23 protein-coding genes and 1 other RNA gene are annotated in these 24,152 nt (G+C 53.5%); 14 read left to right on the top strand and 10 right to left on the bottom strand.

Features of this window, described 5'->3' with window-relative positions; all coding sequences use genetic code 11:
• Position 1 precedes the first annotated feature (1 nt).
• From SOM82_RS04930 to amtB, 4 genes are all read left to right on the top strand, one after another.
• Positions 2 to 1,774 carry a SmdA family multidrug ABC transporter permease/ATP-binding protein gene (locus SOM82_RS04930; protein ID WP_320460175.1) on the top strand — a complete coding sequence of 591 codons (1,773 nt, stop codon included), beginning with the start codon at positions 2 to 4 and terminating at the stop codon, positions 1,772 to 1,774.
• The gene (locus SOM82_RS04935; RefSeq protein ID WP_154127642.1) at positions 1,767 to 3,548 is read left to right on the top strand and encodes a SmdB family multidrug efflux ABC transporter permease/ATP-binding protein; all 1,782 of its coding nucleotides are present in this window, start codon (positions 1,767 to 1,769) and stop codon (positions 3,546 to 3,548) included. Before SOM82_RS04930 ends, SOM82_RS04935 begins: the two co-directional genes overlap by 8 nt.
• A gap of 221 nt (positions 3,549 to 3,769) precedes the next feature.
• Positions 3,770 to 4,108, top strand: coding sequence for a P-II family nitrogen regulator (gene glnK, locus SOM82_RS04940; RefSeq protein WP_012016323.1), 339 nt, complete (start codon positions 3,770 to 3,772; stop codon positions 4,106 to 4,108).
• A 35-nt stretch (positions 4,109 to 4,143) separates the two neighbouring features.
• Complete coding sequence (gene amtB / locus SOM82_RS04945) at positions 4,144 to 5,430, top strand: ammonium transporter AmtB (protein WP_154127643.1); 1,287 nt, start codon at positions 4,144 to 4,146, stop codon at positions 5,428 to 5,430.
• Between the two features lie 104 nt (positions 5,431 to 5,534).
• On the opposite strand, the gene tesB is transcribed toward amtB, so the two are convergent.
• Positions 5,535 to 6,395 carry an acyl-CoA thioesterase II gene (tesB, locus tag SOM82_RS04950; RefSeq protein ID WP_320460174.1) on the bottom strand — a complete coding sequence of 287 codons (861 nt, stop codon included), beginning with the start codon at positions 6,393 to 6,395 and terminating at the stop codon, positions 5,535 to 5,537.
• A 205-nt stretch (positions 6,396 to 6,600) separates the two neighbouring features.
• Between tesB and SOM82_RS04955 the strand changes: the two genes are divergently transcribed.
• Positions 6,601 to 7,170 carry a YbaY family lipoprotein gene (locus tag SOM82_RS04955; RefSeq protein WP_154127645.1) on the top strand — a complete coding sequence of 190 codons (570 nt, stop codon included), beginning with the start codon at positions 6,601 to 6,603 and terminating at the stop codon, positions 7,168 to 7,170.
• A gap of 35 nt (positions 7,171 to 7,205) precedes the next feature.
• Here the strand turns inward: SOM82_RS04955 and SOM82_RS04960 are convergent, their stop codons facing one another.
• Complete coding sequence (locus SOM82_RS04960) at positions 7,206 to 7,517, bottom strand: MGMT family protein (protein ID WP_320460173.1); 312 nt, start codon at positions 7,515 to 7,517, stop codon at positions 7,206 to 7,208.
• Positions 7,518 to 7,878: 361 nt separating this feature from the next.
• Between SOM82_RS04960 and ffs the strand changes: the two genes are divergently transcribed.
• The 3 genes from ffs (at position 7,879) to SOM82_RS04975 (ending at position 9,384) form a co-directional block, all read left to right on the top strand.
• Positions 7,879 to 7,975: signal recognition particle sRNA small type (gene ffs / locus SOM82_RS04965), an RNA gene on the top strand.
• Between the two features lie 107 nt (positions 7,976 to 8,082).
• Complete coding sequence (locus SOM82_RS04970; protein ID WP_320460172.1) at positions 8,083 to 8,901, top strand: integrase; 819 nt, start codon at positions 8,083 to 8,085, stop codon at positions 8,899 to 8,901.
• Between the two features lie 168 nt (positions 8,902 to 9,069).
• Positions 9,070 to 9,384, top strand: a complete 315-nt coding sequence (locus SOM82_RS04975; RefSeq protein ID WP_320460171.1) for a hypothetical protein — start codon at positions 9,070 to 9,072, stop codon at positions 9,382 to 9,384.
• On the opposite strand, the gene SOM82_RS04980 is transcribed toward SOM82_RS04975, so the two are convergent.
• The 7 genes from SOM82_RS04980 to SOM82_RS05010 all read right to left on the bottom strand — a co-directional run bounded on the left by SOM82_RS04980 (position 9,381) and on the right by SOM82_RS05010 (position 16,504).
• Entirely contained in the window at positions 9,381 to 10,187 is an 807-nt protein-coding gene (locus SOM82_RS04980; protein WP_320460170.1) for a DUF4225 domain-containing protein, read from the bottom strand. The two genes, SOM82_RS04975 and SOM82_RS04980, sit on opposite strands and share 4 nt — an antisense overlap.
• Before the next feature lie 278 nt (positions 10,188 to 10,465).
• Positions 10,466 to 11,434, bottom strand: a complete 969-nt coding sequence (locus tag SOM82_RS04985) for a fimbrial protein (protein WP_501083554.1) — start codon at positions 11,432 to 11,434, stop codon at positions 10,466 to 10,468.
• Position 11,435: 1 nt separating this feature from the next.
• Positions 11,436 to 14,030, bottom strand: coding sequence for a fimbria/pilus outer membrane usher protein (locus SOM82_RS04990; protein WP_320460168.1), 2,595 nt, complete (start codon positions 14,028 to 14,030; stop codon positions 11,436 to 11,438).
• A gap of 7 nt (positions 14,031 to 14,037) precedes the next feature.
• A complete protein-coding gene (locus tag SOM82_RS04995; protein ID WP_320460167.1) occupies positions 14,038 to 14,754 on the bottom strand; it encodes a fimbrial biogenesis chaperone in 717 nt (238 codons plus the stop codon).
• Between the two features lie 41 nt (positions 14,755 to 14,795).
• Positions 14,796 to 15,380, bottom strand: coding sequence for a fimbrial protein (locus tag SOM82_RS05000; RefSeq protein ID WP_320460166.1), 585 nt, complete (start codon positions 15,378 to 15,380; stop codon positions 14,796 to 14,798).
• Entirely contained in the window at positions 15,367 to 15,945 is a 579-nt protein-coding gene (locus tag SOM82_RS05005; RefSeq protein WP_320460165.1) for a fimbrial protein, read from the bottom strand. The genes SOM82_RS05000 and SOM82_RS05005 overlap by 14 nt, the downstream gene beginning before the upstream one ends.
• Positions 15,946 to 16,114: 169 nt before the next feature.
• Positions 16,115 to 16,504, bottom strand: a complete 390-nt coding sequence (locus SOM82_RS05010) for a hypothetical protein (protein WP_320460164.1) — start codon at positions 16,502 to 16,504, stop codon at positions 16,115 to 16,117.
• 228 nt (positions 16,505 to 16,732) lie between these two features.
• On the opposite strand from SOM82_RS05010, the gene SOM82_RS05015 reads away from it, so the two are divergent.
• Entirely contained in the window at positions 16,733 to 16,984 is a 252-nt protein-coding gene (locus SOM82_RS05015) for a hypothetical protein (protein ID WP_154127655.1), read from the top strand.
• Positions 16,981 to 17,196, top strand: a complete 216-nt coding sequence (locus SOM82_RS05020; protein ID WP_154127656.1) for a hypothetical protein — start codon at positions 16,981 to 16,983, stop codon at positions 17,194 to 17,196. Before SOM82_RS05015 ends, SOM82_RS05020 begins: the two co-directional genes overlap by 4 nt.
• 63 nt (positions 17,197 to 17,259) lie before the next feature.
• On the opposite strand, the gene yczR is transcribed toward SOM82_RS05020, so the two are convergent.
• Positions 17,260 to 18,681 carry a MocR-like transcription factor YczR gene (gene yczR / locus SOM82_RS05025; protein WP_320460163.1) on the bottom strand — a complete coding sequence of 474 codons (1,422 nt, stop codon included), beginning with the start codon at positions 18,679 to 18,681 and terminating at the stop codon, positions 17,260 to 17,262.
• 84 nt (positions 18,682 to 18,765) lie between these two features.
• Between yczR and yczE the strand changes: the two genes are divergently transcribed.
• The 4 genes from yczE to SOM82_RS05045 all read left to right on the top strand — a co-directional run bounded on the left by yczE (position 18,766) and on the right by SOM82_RS05045 (position 24,127).
• Positions 18,766 to 19,377, top strand: a complete 612-nt coding sequence (yczE, locus tag SOM82_RS05030; protein ID WP_154127710.1) for a membrane protein YczE — start codon at positions 18,766 to 18,768, stop codon at positions 19,375 to 19,377.
• A 76-nt stretch (positions 19,378 to 19,453) separates the two neighbouring features.
• Positions 19,454 to 20,518: a LacI family DNA-binding transcriptional regulator gene (locus tag SOM82_RS05035; protein WP_320460162.1), complete on the top strand. Its 1,065-nt coding sequence runs from the start codon at positions 19,454 to 19,456 to the stop codon at positions 20,516 to 20,518.
• Between the two features lie 106 nt (positions 20,519 to 20,624).
• Positions 20,625 to 23,711: a beta-galactosidase gene (locus tag SOM82_RS05040; RefSeq protein ID WP_320460161.1), complete on the top strand. Its 3,087-nt coding sequence runs from the start codon at positions 20,625 to 20,627 to the stop codon at positions 23,709 to 23,711.
• Positions 23,712 to 23,773: 62 nt separating this feature from the next.
• Entirely contained in the window at positions 23,774 to 24,127 is a 354-nt protein-coding gene (locus SOM82_RS05045; RefSeq protein WP_154127660.1) for a DUF1428 domain-containing protein, read from the top strand.
• The last annotated feature ends 25 nt before the right edge of the window (positions 24,128 to 24,152 follow it).

The following is a 24,152-nucleotide window of genomic DNA, read 5'->3' on the forward strand; positions in this document are numbered from 1 at the left end:
CGTGCGATTATTTGCTCAATTAAGCTGGTACTTTCGCCGGGAATGGCGACGCTATCTCGGCGCAGTGGCCCTGCTTATTATTATTGCCATTCTGCAACTGATCCCACCCAAAGTGGTGGGATACGTGGTGGATGGTGTCACGGAACAGCATTACACCACCGCACGGGTGTTGATGTGGATCGGCACGCTGGTGCTCACCGCGGTGATTGTCTACCTGCTGCGTTACGTCTGGCGCGTCCTGCTTTTTGGCGCCTCCTATCAGCTTGCCGTCGAATTGCGCGAAGATTTTTATCGGCAGCTCAGCCGCCAGCATCCTGAATTTTATCTCCGTCATCGTACCGGCGATTTAATCGCTCGCGCCACCAACGACGTCGATCGCGTGGTTTTTGCCGCGGGGGAAGGGGTGTTAACGCTGGTGGATTCACTGGTGATGGGCTGCGCCGTGCTGATCGTGATGTCGACGCAAATCAGCTGGCAACTGACGCTGCTGGCGCTGTTACCGATGCCACTGATGGCGCTGGCGATCAACCGCTACGGCGAACAGTTGCATGAGCGTTTCAAACTGGCGCAGGCGGCGTTCTCCTCACTGAATGACAGAACGCAGGAGAGTATGACCAGTATCCGTATGATTAAGGCCTTTGGTCTTGAGGACCGACAGTCGGCGTTGTTTGCCGCCGATGCCGCCGATACGGGCGCTAAAAATTTGCGCGTGGCGCGTATTGATGCCCGCTTCGACCCCACCATTTACATCGCCATTGGCACCGCAAACCTGCTAGCGATTGGCGGCGGGAGCTGGATGGTCGTCAACGGTTCCATGACGCTCGGGCAGTTGACCAGCTTTGCCATGTATCTCGGGCTAATGATTTGGCCGATGCTGGCGCTGGCGTGGATGTTTAACATCGTTGAGCGCGGAAGCGCCGCCTACAGCCGCATTCGCTCAATGCTTGCAGAAGCGCCTGTTGTGAACGACGGCAGCGAATCCGTGCCAGAAGGGCGTGGTGTGCTGGACGTGGCAATTGCGGAGTTTTCATATCCGCAAACCGAACGCCCGACGCTGAGCAATGTGAACTTTGCGCTACGTCCCGGCCAAATGCTGGGAATCTGCGGCCCGACCGGGGCCGGGAAAAGTACCGTACTGTCACTGATCCAGCGTCACTTTGATGTCACCCAGGGCGAGATTTGTTTTCACGCTATTCCGCTGACGCGTTTGCGGCTGGATGCCTGGCGCAGTCGCCTGGCGGTGGTCAGTCAGACACCATTTTTATTCTCTGATACGGTGGCGAATAACATTGCGCTGGGTCGCCCGAATGCGACACAGGAAGAGATCGAGCATGTGGCGCGGCTTGCCAGCGTCCATGACGATATTCTGCGCCTGCCGCAGGGATATGAAACCGAAGTGGGTGAGCGCGGCGTGATGCTCTCTGGCGGTCAGAAGCAGCGTATTTCTATCGCTCGCGCCCTGTTGCTGAATGCCGAAATCCTGATTCTCGACGACGCGCTTTCTGCCGTCGATGGACGTACGGAGCACCAGATCCTGCATAACCTGCGTCAGTGGGGAGAAGGGCGCACGGTGATTATTAGCGCCCATCGTCTGTCAGCCCTGACTGAAGCGAACGAAATTCTGGTGATGCAGCACGGGCATATCGCCCAGCGTGGTCACCACGATCACCTTGCGGAACAGCCGGGATGGTATCGCGATATGTATCGCTATCAACAGCTTGAGGCTGCGCTGGATGATGCGCCTGAACAGAGTGAGGAGGCCGCCGATGCGTAAGTTTATCCAGCTCTGGCCCACGCTGAAGCGCCTGTTGGCCTACGGCTCTCCGTGGCGTAAACCGCTCTCGATTGCGGTCATCATGCTGTGGATTGCGGCGATTGCGGAAGTCAGCGGGCCGCTGTTAATCAGCTATTTTATCGACAATATGGTGGCCAAAAGCTATCTCCCGCTCGGGCTGGTTACCGGGCTGGCGGTGGCGTATGTCGGCCTGCAACTGCTTGCCGCGTCGCTGCATTATGCGCAATCACTCCTGTTTAACCAGGCGGCCGTCGGAGTGGTGCAACAGCTGCGAACGGACGTTATGGATGCGGCGCTGCGCCAGCCGTTAAGTGAATTTGATACTCAACCCGTCGGTCAGGTGATTTCCCGCGTGACCAACGATACCGAAGTGATCCGCGATTTGTACGTCACCGTGGTGGCGACGGTATTGCGCAGCGCGGCGCTTATCGGGGCAATGCTGGTGGCGATGTTTAGCCTCGACTGGCGGATGGCGCTGGTGGCCATCACTATCTTCCCGGCCGTGCTAATCGTGATGGTGATTTATCAACGCTACAGCACGCCTATCGTTCGGCGCGTGCGTGGGTATCTGGCTGATATCAACGACGGGTTTAACGAGGTCATTAACGGGATGAGCGTCATTCAGCAGTTCCGTCAGCAGGCGCGTTTTGGCGAACGAATGGGTGAAGCGAGTCGCTCGCACTACATGGCGCGTATGCAAACGCTGCGGCTGGATGGTTTTCTGTTACGCCCGTTGTTGAGCCTTTTTTCGGCCCTGGTCTTGTGCGGGCTGCTGATGTTATTCGGCTTAGGTTCGGGCAGCTCAATAGAGGTCGGTGTGCTGTATGCGTTTATTAGCTATCTGGGACGCCTTAACGAACCGCTGATTGAGCTGACGACGCAGCAATCCATGCTGCAACAGGCGGTGGTCGCCGGGGAACGCGTCTTTGAGTTGATGGACAGGCCGCGACAAACCTATGGCGATGACGAACGGGAACTGCAAAGCGGCGCCATTTCGATTGATAACGTCTCCTTTGCCTATCGCGATGATCGGCTGGTGCTGCAGGACATTGACCTCGATATTCCCTCGCGCAGCTTTGTGGCGTTAGTGGGGCATACCGGCAGCGGAAAGAGCACGCTCGCCAGCCTGCTGATGGGCTACTACCCGCTCACAAAAGGTGAAATTCGCCTCGATGGTCGTCCTCTCTCAACCCTTAGCCACAGCACGCTGCGCAAGGGCGTGGCGATGGTCCAGCAGGATCCGGTGGTGATGGCCGATTCCTTCTACGCCAATGTCACGCTGGGTCGCCCGTTCAGTGAAGAACAGGTCTGGGCAGTGCTGGAGAAAGTCCAGCTGGCGGATCTGGCGCGTGAGATGAGTGAAGGGATTTACACCCGGCTCGGCGAGCAGGGAAATAATCTGTCGGTCGGGCAGAAACAGCTGCTGGCCCTGGCGCGCGTGCTGATTGAGACGCCGCAGGTGCTGATCCTCGACGAAGCGACCGCAAGTATTGATTCCGGTACGGAGCAGGCTATCCAGCAGGCGCTGGCGGCTGTGCGGGAACAGACGACGCTGGTCGTGATTGCGCACCGGCTTTCGACGATTGTCGAGGCCGACACTATTCTGGTGCTGCATCGCGGTCAGGCCGTTGAACGGGGTACGCATCGTCAGCTTCTCGAAGCGAAAGGGCGCTACTGGCAAATGTATCAACTGCAGCTGGCGGGCGAAGAGCTGGCGGCCAGTACGCGCGAGGATCAGACGCTTAGCGCCTGATGCACCAAAAACAAGCATAGCGCTAACAGGGATTTCTGTTGGTGCAAAAAAGAAACGCACCCTGCACTGTCATGGTGCGTTTTTTTTATCCACGCGTTGCGTCTCGCCTGTATCCGCTACTCCAGCCTGATTTCTGCTTTTTTTCCAACTCTGGCACACTGCTTGCAATAACTCCTGTGTATTAGCTGCGGCCATTATCGAATTCTGACTGGAGAGGAACTATGAAGCTGGTTACGGTTGTCATCAAACCATTCAAACTTGAAGACGTGCGTGAAGCGTTGTCTTCAATGGGTATTCAGGGACTGACTGTCACCGAAGTGAAAGGCTTTGGTCGTCAGAAGGGCCACGCGGAGCTCTATCGTGGAGCGGAATACAGCGTCAACTTCCTGCCAAAAGTGAAGATTGATGTGGCGATCGCTGACGATCAGCTCGATGAGGTGATTGATGTCGTTAGCAAAGCGGCCTACACCGGAAAAATTGGCGACGGCAAAATTTTCGTTGCCGAATTGCAGCGCGTCATTCGCATCCGTACGGGCGAAGCTGACGAAGCAGCACTGTAAGTAACTCCTGGCACACAGTGATAGGGATCGAGAAAATGAAGAAAGCAACAATCAAAATGGCTCTGGGGTCTCTGGCACTGCTGCCGGGCCTGGCGATGGCTGCCCCTGCGGTAGCGGATAAGGCTGATAACGCCTTTATGATGATCTGCACCGCGCTGGTGCTGTTCATGACCATTCCGGGTATTGCGCTGTTTTACGGCGGCCTGATCCGCGGTAAAAACGTGCTCTCTATGCTGACTCAGGTTGCGGTCACGTTCGCGCTGGTCTGCGTTCTGTGGGTGGTATATGGCTACTCTCTGGCCTTCGGCGAAGGGAATGCCTTCTTCGGTAACTTTAACTGGGCGATGCTGAAAAACATCGAACTGACTGCCTTGATGGGCAGCTTCTATCAGTACATCCACGTCGCGTTCCAGGGATCGTTCGCCTGTATCACGGTGGGGCTGATTGTCGGCGCGCTGGCTGAGCGTATTCGCTTCTCAGCGGTTCTGATCTTTGTCGTCGTGTGGCTGACGCTTTCTTATGTGCCTATCGCGCATATGGTCTGGGGCGGCGGTCTGCTGGCTTCACATGGCGCGCTGGACTTCGCTGGCGGCACGGTGGTGCATATTAACGCCGCGGTAGCAGGCCTGGTGGGTGCATACCTGATTGGCAAACGTGTGGGCTTTGGTAAAGAAGCATTCAAACCGCACAACCTGCCGATGGTCTTCACCGGTACGGCGATCCTCTACTTTGGCTGGTTCGGCTTCAACGCCGGTTCAGCAAGTGCTGCAAACGAAATCGCGGCGCTGGCATTCGTTAACACCGTGGTCGCCACCGCGGGTGCCATCCTCTCCTGGGTATTTGGCGAGTGGGTCGTTCGCGGCAAACCGTCTCTGTTGGGCGCGTGTTCCGGTGCGATTGCCGGTCTGGTAGGTATCACTCCGGCCTGCGGTTTCGTGGGTGTCGGCGGTGCGCTGCTGGTGGGCCTGGTGGCCGGTCTGGCTGGACTGTGGGGCGTGACGGCGCTGAAACGTCTGCTGCGTGTGGATGATCCTTGTGATGTGTTCGGCGTGCACGGCGTATGCGGCATCGTGGGTTGCATCATGACCGGTATCTTTGCGGCAACGTCTCTGGGCGGTGTGGGCTACGCAGAAGGCGTGACCATGGGCCATCAGGTTCTGGTTCAGCTGGAAAGTATCGGCATCACCATCGTCTGGTCCGGTGTAGTGGCCTTTATCGGTTACAAGCTGGCGGACATGACCGTTGGCCTGCGTGTACCAGAAGAGCAAGAGCGTGAAGGCCTGGACGTGAACAGCCACGGCGAGAACGCTTACAACGCCTGATAAGATTGAGTGACTCCATGTAAAAGCAAAAAGGCAACGTAAGTTGCCTTTTTTAATGTTTTCTCCCTCTCCCTGTGGGAGAGGGGACCGTTCGGAGCCAATTTCTATCCCCGATTGCGCATCACCCCTTCCTGCACGGTAGACGCGACCAGAACACCCTCCTGAGTATAAAACTCCCCGCGAACAAACCCGCGAGCGCTCGACGCCGAGGTGCTTTCCACGCTATACAGCAGCCAGTCGTTCATATCAAACGGGCGATGGAACCACATGGAGTGGTCAATCGTCGCAACCTGCATGCCTTTTTCGAGGAAGCCGACGCCGTGCGGCTGTAAAGCCACCGGCAAGAAGTTGAAATCTGAAGCATAACCCAGCAGATACTGATGAACGCGCAGATCGGCCGGCAGGGTGCCGTTAGCGCGCATCCACACCTGGCGTTTCGGTTCGGCGGTGTGTCCCTTCATCGGGTTATGGAATTCAACCGGGCGGATCTCCAGCGGTTTATCACACAGGAATTTCTCTTTAACCTGCGGTGGCAGCAGGTGAGCCAGCGCGCGGGCAATGTCTGTTTCTGATTTCAGGTCATCCGGTGAAGGGGCGGAAGGCATCGCTTTTTGATGCTCATAACCCGGTTCCGGGGCCTGGAACGACGCCGTCATATAAAAAATAGGTTTGCCATTCTGGATGGCCGCTACGCGGCGAGCGCTAAAACTGTTGCCATCGCGCAGCACTTCAACGTCATAAATAATCGGTTTGCTGCTATCGCCAGGGCGCAAAAAATAGCTGTGAAACGAGTGTACCAGCCGATCTTCGGGCACGGTCTCTTTGGCAGCATACAGCGCCTGTCCCACGACCTGACCGCCAAAGACCTGGCGCAAGCCCAGATCTTCGCTCTGTCCGCGGAAGAGTCCTTCTTCAATTTTTTCCAGATTCAGTAATGTCAGCAGATTGTTCAGTGCCTGACTCATAGTCGTCCTCAATAAACGCCGCAGCGAAAGATACGTTGATTATAACGCAGAAATGAAAGTGGTCCGATGGGTGCAATAATCTGAATAATCGGTGGAAACCAGGCAGATATAAGTGATTTGTGCCACACTTAGTCACGTTATGTTTTTGTTAACCACTCTCTGGCGGGATCGATCCCGCTGGTGCATTGAAGATAAGGAGAACTCAATGAAACTCGTGCACATGTTAAGTGGTTTAGCGGTAGCGGTTGCGTTGTCTGCCTGTGCGGATAAAAGTGCGGACATCCAGACGCCAGCGCCAAACCCTAATGCCGCTGGTGCGACCACACAGCCAACCATGCAGCAGCCTAACGTTTCTGGTTCAGTTTGGATCCGCCAGAAAGTGGCTCTGCCGCCAGACGCCGTTCTGACCGTTACCCTGTCCGATGCTTCTCTGGCTGATGCGCCGTCAAAAGTGCTGTCGCAGAAAGCGGTCCGTACTGAAGGTAAACAGGCTCCGTTCAGCTTTGTACTGCCCTTTAATCCGGCAGACATTCAGCCAAACGCGCGTATCTTGCTGAGTGCGGCGATTACCGTGAATGACAAACTGGTGTTTATCACCGACACGGTACAGCCGGTGATCAACCAGGGTGGGACTAAAGCCGATCTGACGTTGGTCCCTGTTCAGCAAACTGCCGTGCCGTTACAGCAGGGCGGTGGAGCCGTCACGACGGTTCCGTCAACGTCGCCGACGCAAGTGAGCCCATCTTCAGCGGTTCCCGCTCCGACACAGTACTAAGCACGACCTTTGCCCTCTCCTCGCGGGGAGGGCGGTTAATACACCCAGCGATACTTCTGCATATCAATCTTCCCTTTACCCGACACCTGAACGCCCTCAGACAGCAATGCCTGCCGCTGACGCTGTAAGTCCGTGCCGGTGAGCGAGATTTCCCCATGGCGATTGACCACCCGATACCATGGCAAAGTGCTGCCCTCAGGCAGACGTTTCAGGACACCGCCAACCTGACGCGCCGCTCGCGGTGAGCCCGCCAGCCGGGCCACATCGCCGTAGGTTGTGACATATCCTTGCGGTATCGAGGCGACTATTTGCCACACCCGCTGCGGGAATGTGTCGTGCTCATCCATGGGTTACTCCTGTCGCTGTTTCTCTAAGCGAATCTCATCGTGATTCACGGCCGTTTCGCTCCCTCTACCGACGTGACGATAGAAACCGACGGCGCGCATCTCTTTCCGGGTCATAGACTTTTCAGCCACTGACGTGCGCACATTGCATAAACCGGGAACATCATGAGGAACGGCGGGTCTAATTAGTAGAGATATAGTGACTCATCCTTGGGCGCATTTCATTCGTGGATGAGCATAATAGCGGATAAATCGCGAGGTTTGCGCAATAAACCATCATCTGGTTGATGCGACCTTGCAATTGCGATCCTGTGCATGGATAATGCGCCAGCGCGTTGGTTAACAACGCTCTCAATGGGGGCTCTGTTGGTTCTCCCGCAACACTACTCTGTTTACCAGGTCAGATCCGGAAGGAAGCAGCCAAGGCAGATGACGTGTGTGCCGGGATGTAGCTGGCAGGGCCCCCACCCATTTCTGCTAAGTGCATGATATCCATCATGTAACTCCTGTTTTCGTGCATTGAAACGGCGGTGATACAACCTTTGTGTATCATTCAAAACGGTAATCAATGGCGCATCTTATGCTTTCCTGTCGCGGGATCTGGTTCTACTGTAGGGTCTACCTGACACCTCGGAAACGCCGTGAAATTCGTATTTCTCTTCGCACACGTTCCAGGCGTGAAGCCTTGCTCCGTGTGGAGAAATATCTCACCTCACAACCTTTCAACCGCGTTCCGCAGTCCATCCCGGCACACACTGCAACCCTGTTTGCTTCCTTCCAACAACCACAACAGAAAAAGCCATTCAAGAGCCTGAAGAGCGAGTTTGATAAGTACACCAAAGCTAAAGTCGGATCTATTGGTGAACGGGAAATACAGACGATCAACAGATGCGTGAATGCTTATCTGACTTCCACAAAAGAGCCTTTCAGCAAACGAAGCGCGGCGGCGTTTGTTGATGGCCTTGAAGGTTCAGCATCCACCAGAAACCGTTACATCAAAAAGAACTCGGCGTTTTTCAAATGGCTTGCAACTCGCACGGATGATGAGATTCGAAACCCATTTGAGGGGATGGGTGTTAAGGAAACAACCGCACCAATGGATCGCCGTCCAGCATACACGCTCAACGATCTGAAACGATTGCACATTGCTTTACATGGCGTGAAGGATTGGAAGCGGTGGATCATTCTGATTGGTCGCTATTCGGGGATGAGGCAGAATGAAATCTGCCAGCTTTACCACAATGACGTGATGAAAGTTGATGGAATTTGGTGCTTCCGTGTTGATAACTTGAATCCGAATCAGACGCTTAAAACGGACAGTTCGCGCCGATTCGTTCCGATCCATTCGCAACTGCTGACACTTGGTCTACTTGATTTCATCAAATAAAGAAAAGGACATCTGTTCCCTGATCTAACCTTCTGAACTTAACGGTAAGGACTTTTTTGGGAACGGTAGTTTTCCAGAATTAGAGAAACAGTTTCGGCTGGAATGCTGTAAAGTTCATCAGTATGATTATGTGTACCATCGCCAGTTAAGAAATACGGAGAGGACAATATGGATGTTACTGATGAGGCTTTGTTGAGGACTGGCTTTACACCATCGGATTTGAAGAAGATAAAGAACAACGTTGAAAGCTATGGTGGAACGTTGGGGAATGCTATCAGGGATCTGGCCAGGCGTTTTATTCTTGCTGTGTGGGTTGTGTCCGGTTGCCTTGCTGTATTGATTTTTCTTGTGATATTCGCATCTGAGCAGAGTGTTTTCTCTGGTGCTATTGGCCTTTCTTGTGGAGCAGCGGTTGCAATTTTTATACAACCGCCTGTACTTGCTTATAAATCTTGGCGATTCTGTAGGACGAACAAATCTTAATCAGTTCTGTTATCAGTAGCCAGAAGATCAAAAATGACTTTCGCTTTGACACCATATCCAGCGATTTTCATCGTAAGCTTAGGCTTGCTCATTATGTCAACTTTTCGGTAGTAATCACGCGGCAGCCAACGGAATAATCGCCAGGCTCCAGGTTTCCTTGCTAAGCCGAAGATACTATAGACACTAGCCCCCAGAGTCACCGTATTATAAAGAGCTAACCCATTTTTTTGGCTAAACCACATAAATTGTGCGGCTTCTATTGCGCCATCAGCAAAAATCCCTTCCGATTTGGATTGTTCACCATAGCGAAGATGGCTTGCTTCTTTTGTTATACCGTTAATACCATCAACGAATAAAACTGCACCTGCAAGAACTCCGACAGGGGTCATAGTGGACATCATAACCATACCACCAAATAATGCTGTGCCAGATACCACTATATGGATTGCCGAAATCACGTATCCGACGATTTTATTGTTTTCCCTGACAAACTCGACCTTTGCATAAAGTTGGGCGGCTCTGGTTCTTAACAGGCGTTCTTGTTCTTGTAGATTATCTGTTTCGGCACGCAGATTTTTGATGCATGCAATGCATTCTTCATCGGTTTTGGCCCGTCGTGCAGTTTCAAATTCTTTCTCTACGACCTGCCTTACCTCTTCGACAAACTTGATACGTGTAAGACCATCTTGCAAATAAAATGCTGACAGCCGATTTGCTGTTTCGACGAGTTTCCGGGCTTCCAGATTCACCATGGTATCTGACCATGTTCTGTTCCATCCCCTATTAAGCAGCGCGATATCCATAAAGCTTCCTTTCCCAAATGTGTATGGTCATTTTATGTGCAATACGGTCATGGGCAACAAGAAATGCTTTCCCAGAGTCTGATTTTAGCGGAACGAACACATGGGCAAACTCTGAGTCAGCGAAAGCCGGAAAATGGTTGTACGACTAAAGGCAAGAAGCCAATAGCGGCAATATTCCCCCTGTAAGCCAAAGCTAACCGTTATCATTTTGCGAAACCGCCCACCCGGGCGGTTTTGTGTCTTACAAATGGAACCACAGCGGCCAGGTGACGTTTACATTATAAATAATCAATGTGTAACACCGCCCCCACGCTGATTCTACCGGGCGTGATGTCGTTTTTTGTCCTGACGTAGCTGACAAAAAAGGGAAGGATGATTTGATTGTTCACCGTTAACCTGCCAGGTGAGAAAATCTGTAGCGGTTTTCCTGTCCGGATGGGGAGCGCGCGATACCAGAACTGAACGCCAACGCCTTGCGCTGAACCCTGCACATTTTCAATATTGAATATCCCCTGAGATGCATCGTAAGCATCGCCATTGAGCGTCACCGTCATTAAATGAGGTTCACCGTTACAGGATATTTTAACCGGAATGGGATAACGGAAATGCGTTTTTCGCTCGCTGATACTTGCAGCGGGCTGCGCCGGAAGATGAAATACAGTCTGCTGCGAATCAAAATTACACACCGTTTCAGGCAATGTTGCCATCAGCTGAAGATTAACAATGGTGGTATCGTTTTTAACCGCGAAACGAAGCAGCGCGGCCTGATGGAATAACAGAACCGGCACCGACGCAATCGGCCCGGTTTTAACCAGCTCAATTTTCAGCGTAATGTTTTCCGGGCGTAGCGGCTTATTTTTATTGACGACGCTAATATCATTAAACGGTATGGCTTTTAAGGTATTGCCAATTCCGGGTTGATTATTGTAATAAAAAATCCGGATGCCAATCCCTGGAACAGAGGTTTGATAGACGCGTTTCCCGACTTCTCTTCCCGCCAGAATTCCCGTTACGTTGAGAACCCCCAATTTATCGCTACAGGCCAGTTCATCGCTGCTTTTTGTTAAATCAGAGAGGGTGGCGCGTTGGGAATATAAAATATCGCCAATTTTTTTCTGCGCGAGAATATCCTTCATCGCAAACTGAAGTCGAATAGTTGAGACTCGCGCGCCATTACCTTCGCAAGCCCACGAGTGCGATGAAAAACCTAAAATTAAAAGCAGGACAAAGAAATATCTCATCATCATCTCAATCCAAACAGTGCAATGTCGCAATATTAAATTGCTGATAGCGTTTGCTGTGAAGGACGTCATAGCGAGCATGACATGTCTGGTGTTCACCAAAGGAAATCGTCAGAACACCCTGTTCAGGAATACCACTCAAATAGACTTGCCCGTCGTTGCCGACAAAGAAAGCACGATCGATGTCATTGACCTTGACGCTTGAACCATAAGGAATAAAGGCGTCACCACGGTATAATGTCGCCACCATTTTCTCCCCCGGGTGGGTGATAAATTTGGCCATCACGACGGCGTCCCGGGTTGGCGTCACCGTCTGGGAGATCGAATCCATATCGGCAACATCGCCGGTCTGGCTATCAAACTGAATGATATCCTGGGTGTACGGCTGAATATCAGGCACCAGGGCATATCCCCAATGATTGGTTTTCACCCCCGTGTTTCCGGCAAGCGGTAATCCGGCAACACCTGGCGCGCTAACCAGAGCAATGGCGCCGGTGGAATATTTCCCTGGCGTCACGCCATTGGCATGAATAACGATTCCGCCGTTCATTCCCCAGGATGTCTTATCCTGGGCACTTTCATGGGCATAACCTATCTGGGCTTCACCCGCTCTGCCTTCCCATGTCAGATCCAGATTGCCGTTGTTCGTGTCATCGCCATCCTGGTTGTAATTGCGCCCCACCTGGACTGAATAGTTGAGCTGATGATCCTGCAACGCCGTACCGGAATATCCACTCTGTACGGTGTCGTTTCCTTTGGTATCCGTGGTGAGCGTTGAGGATAAGGTGCCTGAATTATTTTTCTCAAAAAGATTAAGCGGAAGCGAAGCCGTCACGGCAATCTGTTTGTCCCAGCCGGCACTTTCTGTGTCATCTCCATTTTTATTCAGGCTGAGAGAGAGTGAAATCTGCGCGCTGCCGATGCTGGTATTCCACCCCGCCTGCCAGCTCTGAGAGGACTGGTTATCATAGTAAAGGGTGTTATTTGCCGAGAAAAACAGGCTCTGGGAATCCATGACCATCTGGTTAATCGAGACGGTGTACTCATATTCCTTTTGCTTATTTTGGCTGTTGCTCTCAAACACCATGGCATCGGCAAGGGAAGCGTAATCCCGGGTGTAGTGCCTGGCGTTGGCCTGGATATCCGTATCGGTGGTGTCGATGTGCCGTGAATAGGCAAGGCGTTCGCTGACCCCGCTTCTGTGGCCCTTGACGCCTGTAGGCACCTCGTCATCATCCATGCGGACCTGAGAGTAGGTCGTATCAAACATCAGCGCCCCCAGAAATCCTAAATCGGCGCCAATACCCAGATTGCCCGCATAATAGTCGGATTCGGCAATCTGGACACCGTCTGTCAGCGTAAGGTTATAAGGCAATCCCCACGCTGAATTGAACTGGATAACATAAGCCTCTTTACTCTTCGTTTTGCTCTGAACTTTGTCATCGGTGTCATCATCTGGATTAGGGAGGATCTCGCTATCATCGGACGAGTCATCCGTTTCTTCATCGGGTTTATAGCGGCCCAACGCCAGGGAGTATTTAAAAAAGCCCTGTCGCTGAAGATTGGTAATGGTGGCGTAGTTTTGTTGGAAATGGGTTTCTGAACCGTCACTCTCCTTGATGGTCACGTCAAGCGTGCCTCCCGTGGAAACCGGGGCGAGATCCTTGATGGTAAACGGTCCTGGCGTGACGTTGGTCTGATAGATAACGTTATTGTGTTCTTTGACCGTCACAGTGGCATTGCTTCGGGCGATACCGCGAATCACGGGGGCAAAGCCGTTGATGCGCCCCGGATACATATCGGTATCGGTGGTCATCTGGACACCGCGCAGCTGAATGCTGTCAAACGTATCCGCAGAGGTGTAAGTATCCCCGGCAATGAATTCACTTTTCAGGCCCGGGAGGGTTCGCTCAATGTAGGTGCTAATGTTGTTCCAGGCTTTTTCGCCGTCGGTCGGGTTCTGCCAGGTAGAGTTATTGCGCAGTCGCCAGGCCCCCAGGTTAATGCCACTGGTAAGATTAAGAAAATGATTGGTTTCACTCGTCCCGGTGGAGTCTGAATTCGCTTTCGTTTTAGAGCCGGTATACTGATATTGCGCGATGATCGCGGGTATTCCCTCATCCCACTGCGAGGGCGGAACATAGCCGTCCAAATTCTGCAACATCATGGTTTGCGGGAACTGCAGCCTTAATCCCATTTGAGAGGGATCGAGCTGATAAGTTGCCTCTGGTATCGCTTTGGTGAGCAATTTGCAGGTTTTGTCACCGTCTTCAGGAAGATGCACACCAGATGATGAGATATCAATGCCAAACGAAATATAGTCTTCACGCGTAAAGCAGGGGACGGGCGCTCCCTGATCCTGGTCTTTTAACGTGACGGACATGACCTTAAAAGCTTTATCGCCATTGAGAAAAACATGCAGCTTGTAATCTCCCTCTTTAAACTGCTGGGTGATCTCCTTATCAATATTTTTAATTTCAGGCGCACCATCCATCACTTTCAATAAAGCCGGATCGTAGTGGTTCTCTGCATGGGCGATGGACATGCCGTTTTTAACTGAAAATAACGCCATGCAAAGCATGGCGATACGCGTCTTACGCATTGTGAATTTACCAGGCTACTTTTGCTGAGTAGTCTTTTGAGGGAAGACTATAATCATTCAATGCGCTCCAGGTCACAGGAAGGGTAGCGCCGTGTGAGCCTGTAACCGAAAACGTTTTATCCCCAAAAGGTGGGACAACCGTATTGTTCTGATCAATAGAGACCGTGACAGCATTGCCGTTAATCAGGACTTTATTCATCACGACATAAAAGGGAGATTCGTTAGTGACGACGACCGTATTGTTGTCACCTTTCTTCCATTTTAAATTTTCAATAACCGAGCCGGTTAATGCTTTCAAACCTGCTGGACGGTAAAACACTTTAATGCGATTACTGACTGCCAAAAGCATTTTACTGGTACTTTTTTCTTCGCTTTCTTTAATGGAGGGAATCGACTTAATATTTAGCCACAGCAGACTTTCTCTGTCTGTCGGTAACGCGCCGCCCAAATAAACCAGCTGTACCACATTTTCTGCACCAGGCTCCATCTGGAAAAGAGGCGGTGTGATCATAAAGGGAATCGGTTTACCTTCCAGCAGTGGATTTCCTTTCACATCGGCCCAGGCCTGTACCAGAAAAGCGCGGGTATCGTCATTTATTAACGACAGAGTAACTTCGGGTTTAGCACCGTCATATATTAATCGGTTACTGCTAAGCTTAATGCTGGCTTGGGCGTTAAATGTACTGAGTAACAAGACGATTAGTGGATAAAGTAAATTTTTCATAATGCTCAACGGAAAAGGCCGCCTGGGCGGCCTGTCATTATTTAAAGATAAGTAATATGCAGTTGTGCCGTGGCGTGAACAGTTCCTGGAACTGCTGTTTGAGCCGTTTTCACCACTTCAGCAAAGAAGAAGAATTCATGGTCAGTCTTGTACGGATCCGGGTCCGTTGGGTCCGCCAATCCGTCATTTAATGGTAAAAATATGTTACCATCGGTACTCGGCGATTCAGTGCCAAACGCGAGAGCCACGTTTTCTGCAGCGCCTGCAGTAGAGTCGATAGCAAGGAGCTTGGAATCAGTAGCATCCGGCGTCCCTACAACGCTGGCTTGCACCTGACCTCCTGAACAATTTGTTGCGGTCAGGGTAAACATTGTGGCATTGGCCCCTGGGCCGTCTGTTTCCACGGTTCCCGATGATGCCAGTTCTTTAAAAGAGACCGACGTAATAGCGACGGGTTGAGAAGGTTCTAACATACATCCTTTCTCGGTAATCTTCCCGGTCGCTTCAAAGTCCTTGGTGTCGGGGTCGAGAGCATGGGCGGTGGACACACTTAAAAAAAGAAGTGCAGCAGCGCATGGCAATTTTTTCATTTTTAGATTCATCCCTAATAAATTAAAGGTAGTCAATTTCAACCTGGCCGGTCACATGAACGTTGCCCGGAGTAACGGAGTCGTCCGTTTTTAATAATCCAGGCCAGAACGGCAGAGTCATTTTTCCATCTGCATCGGCATTATAAACTTTTGAGACAACGTTCGGCTTCAGCTGAGCCGAGTCAGTGGAATCGCCAACGAATACACGCATCGCCACATCGTGTGCTGGATCATCCGTCGCGTCATTGGCAAGTGCGGTGGCGTCTTTCGAATCAGCTGTACCGATCAGCTTGACGGTGAACATTTGCTGTGGAGAACAGGCGCTTAACACAATATTAGGCTGCGTCGTTGGAGGCGTTAGGCTATTGTAACTCACGGCATGTGCGGCATCTTTAAGCTCGGTGATATCCTGATCGGCAAAGTTGATGGTAGCCGGGAAATCCACGTCACAGCTTCCGCTGGTCACTTCTCCATCAATGACCAGGGTCTGGGACAGGCCTTTTACTTCGGTGGATTCAGCATGCGCAATATTTACGGTTGCTGCAAGGGAGAGACATAACATGGGCCATAAGGCGCCAGACATTCTTTTTTTGATTAACATATTTTAAGTCCATTAAATGTAATAAATAAAGAAAAGTTGATAGAGCAAAACCTATCAGTCACTGCGCAGTTGAGAATAGTCATAATATAGGTTTGCACCTAGGGAAATAAATTTATTAATTGGTTTAAAATGTTACGAAATGATTTTTTCATTCAGGTTGATTATGTCTTTAGTTTTGATGAATTATTGGTGGGTAATTTTTGGTGATATTATTAAAATTGTTTTGATGATTGTGTTTTATATTTGTTTTGTCATTTGTTTTTTGGTCTAAAATTAGACCATGCTTTGTGATGGCCGCTGGGATGTTATTTTGGATATTTTTTGCAAAAAAATTAATATTATATAGTACGACGCGGTTTGGCGGGAATAAATGCCCTCGGACGACGGTACGGTGTGAGAATACGCCACAAAAACCGCCCACGAAACCGATGAAAATGTCTTTAATCGGACTGGTTTGAGAGATAATCGCCTGGAACACGGGAGCATCGACATCTGGTTTGATGAGTGTCCCGGCCTGCGAAGAGGCCGGAGCTATCGTCTCATGCGCCTGAATCAACATCACTGTGTGACGTTACTCGCCCTCAGATAAGTATTGGCATTATATTATGTAAGGGTATGTAATATATTGTTCATCTTGCTGAAATATTTTTGTCATAAACCTGTAAGAATAGACTGGCATTTTATTGTTGGCTGTTTTTTTAAGGCATAAGCAAAAAATATATCGGTGGATTGGGTTGCCAACCTGGTGTATTAATTAAATAACGTATTCCGAAAGGATGTCACACACATGAGCACTGCGGTATTAAACGTTAAAATAGATGAAGCGCTAAAAGAAAAACTTCGCCATTACGCAGAAGTTAATAACGAGAATTTAAGCGTGACCACAGAGAAACTGCTGCTGCTGGCGTTTGAAGCAGCAGAAGAGGCGGGAGTATCGGAGGCGGAAATTGATAATCAGCATACGGAAGAAGAGAGCGCAGCTCCGTTAACTCCTAAAGAAATCAAGGCACTACGTAAAATTCTGAAGAAGAGAAAATGAAACCACAACGCTCTACCGCCAGTGACTACAAAGAAGCCTGCGACCTGTTGCGTTCAGGCTACGTGAAACACGTCCGGCTTGGCTGGAATATCGGAAGTGATGAGTTCTTTCGTATTGCGTCTGACTGGTGTGATACCGGCGCAAAAATAAAGAAAGAGGGAGAAGATTTTGTTATTTCTCTTAAAGGTTTTCCGATTCCGCCTCAACACTGATGCCACTTTTTGTAAAGTGGCTGAGTGCATGCCGTTGCACTCAGCCGTTTTATTTCTTCGGTATCAGATGACGCCACGTTTTACCGGGGGCGCGGTTTTGTTCAGCGTGTCCCACAGCGGTTTAATTCGCAGCAGCGCATCTTCAAGCGCCGCTGACTCAATTGAAAACGGCATTCGCAAATAGCGATCAAACGCGCCGGAAAGACCAAATCGCGTGCCCGTTCCCAGATGAATCCCCAGTGTTTCAGCGCGCGCGGCAAACTGTGTCGCCACCATGCCCGGCAGCTCCACCCAATAGGAAAGCCCCCCCTCCGGCTTGCAAAAGCGCCATTCAGGAAAATGTGTCTGCATCAAGGCGCTGCATCGCTCCCGGCGCTCTTTTAGCCTCTGTCGCCGTGCGGGCAGGAAAGCGGCGGAATTCTCAATAAGCCACAGCGTTGCCAGCTGTTCCAGTAAAGGTGAGCCGAGATCGAGGGTATCGCGTGTTTGAGCAAGCGAGGCAATGGTGCGTGATGAAGCGCGGATCCATCCCAGGCGTAATCCTCCCCAGAAGCTTTTACCTGCCGACCCGAGCGTAATCACGCTGGCCTGTGGGTTAAAGGCGGCCAGCGGTGGTGGGGGCGGAGCGTCAAACCACAGATCCACCATGGTTTCATCGACCACCAGCGTGGTTCGGGTCCGAGCGGCGATATCGGTCATCGCTGCGCGAGTAGCAGCATCCATACAGCGTCCCGTGGGATTATGAAAATCTGGCATCAGATAGGCCAGTCGGGGGGCGGTTTGCGCCAGCGTGGCGGCAAAACCATCGGTGTCCCAGCCTGATTCGGGCAATGAAACGCCGACAGGACGACACGATGCCCCCTGGATCGCCGCTATCGCAAGCGGATAGGTTGGATGATCGACCACCACCCGATCCCCGGGGCCGGTGAGCAGACGCAGCACCAGCGCGAACCCGCTGACCGCACCATTCACCACCATCACTTCGTCTGCCCGCGTTGGCAGCCCCCGCGAGCAGTAACGCGCGGCAATGGCTTCACGCAATTCCGCCAGGCCCAGCTGATCATAACCCGTTTGCGACAGGTGTTGCGTCATGGCGGTGAGCGCGTGGGTATACGCCTGATGGATTTCCGGCCCGGCGCTAAGTGCGGCGGTAGAGAGATCCAGGGCTGTGCTTGTAGCCGCACGGGTCGGAACCGCGTGGCTGTCCGGCAGAATCACCCGCGAGCCGCTGCCGTGGCGGCTCTCCAGATACCCCTCTTCGCGCAGATGCGCCAGCGCGCTGCTGATCGTGGTCCGACTGACATTCAGCACAGTAGCCAGTTCTCGCTCGCCGGGCAGGCGCGTATCCAGCGCCAGTCTGCCATCCAGGATCAGCAGACGCAGCGCATCCGCCAGCTGTCGCCAGAGCGGGGTGCGAGAAGAGAGCTGTTGCCAGTGACCCAGCAGGCGTACCAGAGACTGGCTACCAAATCGACGTGATGACATATGCAGTCCACTATTTGAAAACTGGACATTAATCATAGGGCCATTTCCGGCGAAGATAAAAGCATAAACTTCAGGAGAAAAATCATGCTGCGTCGCTTACTGCAACTTTATGTCGGGCTGGGATTCTACGGGCTTTCTACCGCGATGTTCGTGCGCGCTGATTTGGGCGCCGATCCGTGGAACGTGTTTCATCTTGGCGTGGCCAGACTGCTGGCGATGGATATTGGTACGGTGATGATTCTGACCGGCGCACTGGTTCTGCTGTTCTGGATACCGCTGCGTCAGCGCCCCGGACTTGGGACGATAAGCAATGTGATCGTGATTGGCCTGGCCGCCGATGCGGCGTTATCGCTGTTGCCTGAGCTGAGTTCACTGGCGGCCCGCAGCGCGCTGCTGCTGTCGGCGGTGGTGGTGAATGCGCTGGCAACGGGAATGTACATCGGGGCGGGCTTTGGTTCCGGCCCGCGTGACGGCCTGATGACCGGGATCCACGCCCGCACCGGCTGGTCGGTCCGTAGCGTGCGTACGGCAATTGAAGTGTCTGTGTTGCTGATTGGTTGCGTACTTGGCGGAACCTTTGGCGTGGGCACGGTGTTGTATGCGTTGACCATCGGCCCGCTGATCCAGATTTGTCTGCCGTGGTTCCGTCAAAAACCACGGGTCAATATTGCCCCGCAACCGGAACGAATTGTCTAATACGGCGAAGCGCTCACATGCTTTCACTGACGCACTGTGCCAGAATATCTCTCTTTCCCGTTGCGATGTGAAAAGCATGAAAGCCATTACCCTGTATGACGTTGCCCGCCTGGCGGGCGTATCTTACCAGACGGTTTCCCGCGTGATTAACGACGCGGAGCACGTCTCTTCACGCACCCGGGAAAAGGTGCAGCAGGCGATGGCCGAGCTGCATTATGTGCCCAATCGCGGTGCCCAGCAGCTGGCCGGTAAGCGCACCCGTACGCTGGGGCTTATTACCACCGATCTGGCGCTGCATGCTCCCTCGCAGATCGCTTCGGCGGTGAAATCCCGCGCGGGAGAGTGCGGCGCAAGTGTGCTGATTTCAATGGTTGAGCATCCGCAGCTTTGTCAGGCCGCGCTGCAGGAGCTGTTGGCGCAGCGTGTGGAAGGCTTGCTGGTCAATGTCCCTCTGGACGATTCTGAAGCCGAAAAGCTTCGCCAGCTGGCCGCGCCGATCCCGGTATTATTCTTTGATGTGTCGCCATCCGCTCAGGTTCACCGTCTGGCGTTTGACGCGGAGCAGGGGGCGAGGCTGGGAGCGGAACATCTGACATCGCTCGGACACCGGCGTATCGCGTTGCTCAGTGGCCCGGAAAGTTCCGTCTCGTCACGCGCGCGTCTGGCGGGCTGGCAGGCGCATCTGGCGCAGGCCAATATCGTTCCGTGCGCCATCGCGCAGGGCGACTGGAGCGCCGCTTCCGGTTATGAAAAAGGGCACCAGCTGCTGGCGGGCGCGACACTTCCCGATGCCATTCTGGTCGCCAACGATCAGATGGCGCTGGGCGTAATGCGCGCCTGCGCCGAGCGGGGGATTGCCGTACCCGGACAGCTCTCCGTGGTGGGATTTGATGATACCGCTGACAGCGCCTGGTTTTCACCGCCGCTGACCACCATTCGCCAGGCGTTCCGGACTGCCGGTGAGCGCAGCGTCGAGTGGCTGCTCTCTCCTTCGAGCGACGAACGCTGGCAAATGCAGCTCCCCGTGACGCTGGTGGATCGCCATTCCACTGCCCGACACGCTCCGTTTCAGGCCGATCGCGAAGCGCTGGCGCAGCAGCTTAAATCACTCGCCCTGATGGCCGAACAGCTGGCGCGATGATCCTGGTTTTGTGATCGCCCTCGCTTTGCGGGGGAACGATCCTTTACCCGGCTTCTTCTCCAGGGCATTGTGACTAAAATTGTGAGCGCTTCGCAAAGAGGTCATTATGTCTGTTGTATCCGCTGTCTCTCTCCGTCAATTACTCGCCCGCCGTGACTGGGAAAATCCCGGCGTAACCCAATGGCATCGTCTGGCGGCCCACGCCCCCTTTCACAGCTGGCGCAACGAAGAGCAGGCGCGCAGCGAGGCGCTTTCATCCCAGAAGCGACTGCTTAACGGGGAGTGGATGTTCAGCTTTTTCGCCGCACCTGAGCAGGTTCCTGATAACTGGATAACGCAAGACTGCAGCGATGCGACAGCCATGCCCGTGCCGTCAAACTGGCAGATGCAGGGTTTTGACACTCCGATTTATACCAACGTGACGTACCCGATAGCCGTCAACCCGCCGTTCGTTCCGGCCGAAAATCCCACGGGTTGTTACTCGCTCACATTTGATGTGGATGCGCAGTGGCTGGAGAGCGGACAAACGCGCATCGTGTTTGACGGGGTAAACTCGGCGTTTTATCTCTGGTGCAACGGGACGTGGATCGGCTATTCCCAGGACAGCCGCTTGCCTGCGGAGTTCGATTTAACCGGGGCGCTGCAACCGGGCAGTAACCGCCTGGCGGTGCTGGTGCTGCGCTGGTGCGACGGGAGCTATCTCGAAGACCAGGACATGTGGCGCATGAGCGGCATTTTCCGCGACGTGTCGCTGCTGCATAAACCCGAAACGCACATCGCCGATTACCATATCGTGACCGAATTAAATGCCGATTACGATCGGGCAAAATTGCAGGTTGAGGTCGCCCTGAGCGGAGAGCATTTCTCTGACTGCGAAGTTGAGCTCACGCTCTGGCAAGGCAGCCAATCTGTCGCGAGCGCCGCCGCCCGGCCAGGCTCTGTGACCGTCGATGAACGCGGCAGCTGGGCCGAACGGTTAAATGTCACGCTTGCGGTTGACCGCCCGGCGCTGTGGAGCGCGGAGATTCCGGCGCTGTATCGCTTAACGCTTACTCTGCGTGATGCGCAGGGCAGTGTGCTGGAGGTCGAAGCCTGCGACGTGGGGTTCCGTCGGGTAGAAATCAGCAACGGTTTACTGAAAGTTAACGGCAAGCCGCTGCTGATTCGCGGCGTTAACCGCCATGAACATCATCCGGAGCGCGGGCAGGTGATGGACGAAGCGACGATGCGTCGCGATATCGAACTGATGAAGCAGCATAACTTTAACGCCGTGCGTTGCTCTCACTACCCGAATCACCCGCTCTGGTACACCCTGTGCGATCGTTACGGTCTGTATGTGGTGGATGAAGCGAACATTGAAACGCACGGAATGGTGCCGATGAGTCGGCTGGCGGACGATCCGCGCTGGCTGCCGGCGATGAGTGAGCGCGTGACGCGCATGGTGCTGCGCGACCGCAATCACCCCTCGATTATTATCTGGTCGCTAGGTAATGAATCCGGGCATGGGGCTAACCACGATGCGCTGTATCGCTGGGTAAAATCTACCGATCCGACGCGGCCGGTGCAGTATGAAGGCGGCGGGGCAAACTCAGTGGCGACGGATATCGTCTGCCCGATGTATGCCCGTGTCGATCAGGACCAGCCCTTCCCGGCCGTGCCAAAATGGTCGATTAAAAAGTGGATTGGTATGCCTGACGAAACGCGTCCGCTGATCCTGTGCGAATACGCCCACGCCATGGGCAACAGCTTTGGTGGATTTGCCAAATACTGGCAGGCGTTTCGCCAGTATCCACGTTTGCAGGGCGGATTCGTCTGGGACTGGGTGGATCAGGCGCTGACAAAGCGGGACGAAAACGGCCAGCCGTTCTGGGCCTACGGCGGCGATTTTGGCGATAAACCCAATGACCGCCAGTTTTGTCTTAACGGACTGGTCTTCCCGGATCGCACACCGCATCCGGCGTTGTTTGAAGCCCAGCGCGCGCAGCAATTTTTCACCTTCACGCTGGTGAGCACCTCACCGCTGGTGGTCGAGGTGCACAGCGATTATCTGTTCCGCCAGAGTGATAATGAGCGGCTGCGCTGGTCCGTTGCTCGCGATGGCGAACAGCTGGCGAGTGGGGAAGTGGCGCTGTCGGTTGCGCCACAGGGAACCCAACGGATCGAAATCAGCCTGCCGGAGCTGGTGGCGGCAGCGGGTGAACTCTGGCTGAACGTGGACGTCTTCCAGGTAGCGGCAACCGCATGGTCGCAGGCCGATCATCGCTGCGCCTGGGATCAGTGGCCCCTGCCTGCACCGCTCTGTCTTGCACCAGCCGCTGTCGGTAGCGGAAAGCCGGAACTGACGGTCACAGAAGATGCGCTGGAAGTGAGTCATCAGGGGCAGCGCTGGCATTTTGATCGCATAAGCGGGAATCTGACCCAGTGGTGGCATCAGGGGACGCAAACGCTGCGCTCGCCGCTTGTCGACAACTTTACCCGCGCACCGCTCGATAACGATATTGGCGTCAGCGAAGCCACGCGAATCGATCCAAATGCCTGGGTTGAGCGCTGGAAAGCTGCTGGTTTGTATGATCTCTCGCCGCGTTTGCTGAGCTGCGAAGGGGAACAGCTTGCGCAAGCGGCCGTGATCACGACCCTGCATGCGTGGGAGTTCAACGGCAAAGTGTTGTTCCTGAGTCGTAAGGTGTGGACAGTTGACGCCTGCGGAGTGTTGCAGGGGGATATCCATGTTCAGGTTGCGGGCGATATCCCAGAGCCTGCGCGGATTGGCTTAAGCTGCCAGTTAATGCAAGCCCCGGCATCGGCAAGCTGGCTGGGCCTGGGGCCGGAGGAGAACTACCCGGACCGAAAACTGGCGGCGCGACAGGGGCGCTGGACGCTACCGCTGGAGGCGCTGCACACGCCGTATATCTTCCCTGGCGAAAACGGCCTGCGTTGCGATACCCGCGAGCTGACGTTTGATGCGCATCAGTTGCAGGGGCATTTCCACTTCTCCCTGAGCCGCTATAGCCAGCAGCAGCTGCGTGATACCACGCATCATCATCTGCTGGAGGAAGAGCCGGGCTGCTGGCTGAACATCGACGCATTCCATATGGGGGTCGGCGGTGATGATTCGTGGAGTCCGAGCGTATCGCCGGAGTTTATCCTGCCGCAAAGAGAACTGCGTTACGCGTTTAGCTGGCGTCAGGACTAAACTTAACCTCGTCAGATGCGGTCACAACAGGTGGCCGCACGCTCACTTCGGAGGTTTGACTCATGAAGTATGTCGATGGTTTTGTCGTTGCCGTTCCCGCGGAAAATAAGGAGGCTTATCGCGAAATGGCGGCAAAAGCGGCCCCGCTGTTTAAAGAATTTGGTGCGCTACGCATTGTCGAGTGCTGGGCTGATGATGTTCCGGATGGAAAAGTCACCGACTTTCGCATGGCGGTGAAAGCAGAAGAGGGGGAACAGGTCGTCTTCAGCTGGATAGAGTACCCGTCGAAAGAGGTTCGCGATGCGGCCAACCAAAAGCTGATGTCCGATCCACGCATGAAAGAGTTTGGCGAGTCGATGCCTTTTGATGGCAAACGGATGATCTATGGCGGATTTTCTCCGCTGCTCGACGAGTGACGATCCGCGCCCGGCGAGACTGGCC

This window comes from Lelliottia sp. CFBP8978, from assembly GCF_034046055.2.
Taxonomy (GTDB): Bacteria; Pseudomonadota; Gammaproteobacteria; order Enterobacterales; family Enterobacteriaceae; genus Enterobacter.

Bases quoted from the DNA above. Each gene is read 5' to 3' on its own strand.
- SOM82_RS04975 (WP_320460171.1), top strand. From the start codon at position 9,070: ATGGATGTTACTGATGAGGCTTTGTTGAGGACTGGCTTTACACCATCG.
- amtB (WP_154127643.1), top strand. From the start codon at position 4,144: ATGAAGAAAGCAACAATCAAAATGGCTCTGGGGTCTCTGGCACTGCTG.
- SOM82_RS05020 (WP_154127656.1), top strand. From the start codon at position 16,981: ATGAAACCACAACGCTCTACCGCCAGTGACTACAAAGAAGCCTGCGAC.
- yczE (WP_154127710.1), top strand. From the start codon at position 18,766: ATGCTGCGTCGCTTACTGCAACTTTATGTCGGGCTGGGATTCTACGGG.
- SOM82_RS05045 (WP_154127660.1), top strand. From the start codon at position 23,774: ATGAAGTATGTCGATGGTTTTGTCGTTGCCGTTCCCGCGGAAAATAAG.
- SOM82_RS05010 (WP_320460164.1), bottom strand. From the start codon at position 16,504: ATGTTGATTCAGGCGCATGAGACGATAGCTCCGGCCTCTTCGCAGGCC.
- SOM82_RS05040 (WP_320460161.1), top strand. From the start codon at position 20,625: ATGTCTGTTGTATCCGCTGTCTCTCTCCGTCAATTACTCGCCCGCCGT.
- SOM82_RS05005 (WP_320460165.1), bottom strand. From the start codon at position 15,945: ATGTTAATCAAAAAAAGAATGTCTGGCGCCTTATGGCCCATGTTATGT.
- SOM82_RS04955 (WP_154127645.1), top strand. From the start codon at position 6,601: ATGAAACTCGTGCACATGTTAAGTGGTTTAGCGGTAGCGGTTGCGTTG.
- glnK (WP_012016323.1), top strand. From the start codon at position 3,770: ATGAAGCTGGTTACGGTTGTCATCAAACCATTCAAACTTGAAGACGTG.
- tesB (WP_320460174.1), bottom strand. From the start codon at position 6,395: ATGAGTCAGGCACTGAACAATCTGCTGACATTACTGAATCTGGAAAAA.
- SOM82_RS04970 (WP_320460172.1), top strand. From the start codon at position 8,083: ATGGCGCATCTTATGCTTTCCTGTCGCGGGATCTGGTTCTACTGTAGG.
- SOM82_RS05035 (WP_320460162.1), top strand. From the start codon at position 19,454: ATGAAAGCCATTACCCTGTATGACGTTGCCCGCCTGGCGGGCGTATCT.
- SOM82_RS04935 (WP_154127642.1), top strand. From the start codon at position 1,767: ATGCGTAAGTTTATCCAGCTCTGGCCCACGCTGAAGCGCCTGTTGGCC.
- SOM82_RS05015 (WP_154127655.1), top strand. From the start codon at position 16,733: ATGAGCACTGCGGTATTAAACGTTAAAATAGATGAAGCGCTAAAAGAA.
- yczR (WP_320460163.1), bottom strand. From the start codon at position 18,681: ATGTCATCACGTCGATTTGGTAGCCAGTCTCTGGTACGCCTGCTGGGT.
- SOM82_RS04980 (WP_320460170.1), bottom strand. From the start codon at position 10,187: ATGGATATCGCGCTGCTTAATAGGGGATGGAACAGAACATGGTCAGAT.
- SOM82_RS04995 (WP_320460167.1), bottom strand. From the start codon at position 14,754: ATGAAAAATTTACTTTATCCACTAATCGTCTTGTTACTCAGTACATTT.
- SOM82_RS04960 (WP_320460173.1), bottom strand. From the start codon at position 7,517: ATGGATGAGCACGACACATTCCCGCAGCGGGTGTGGCAAATAGTCGCC.
- SOM82_RS04985 (WP_501083554.1), bottom strand. From the start codon at position 11,434: ATGATGATGAGATATTTCTTTGTCCTGCTTTTAATTTTAGGTTTTTCA.
- SOM82_RS04990 (WP_320460168.1), bottom strand. From the start codon at position 14,030: ATGCGTAAGACGCGTATCGCCATGCTTTGCATGGCGTTATTTTCAGTT.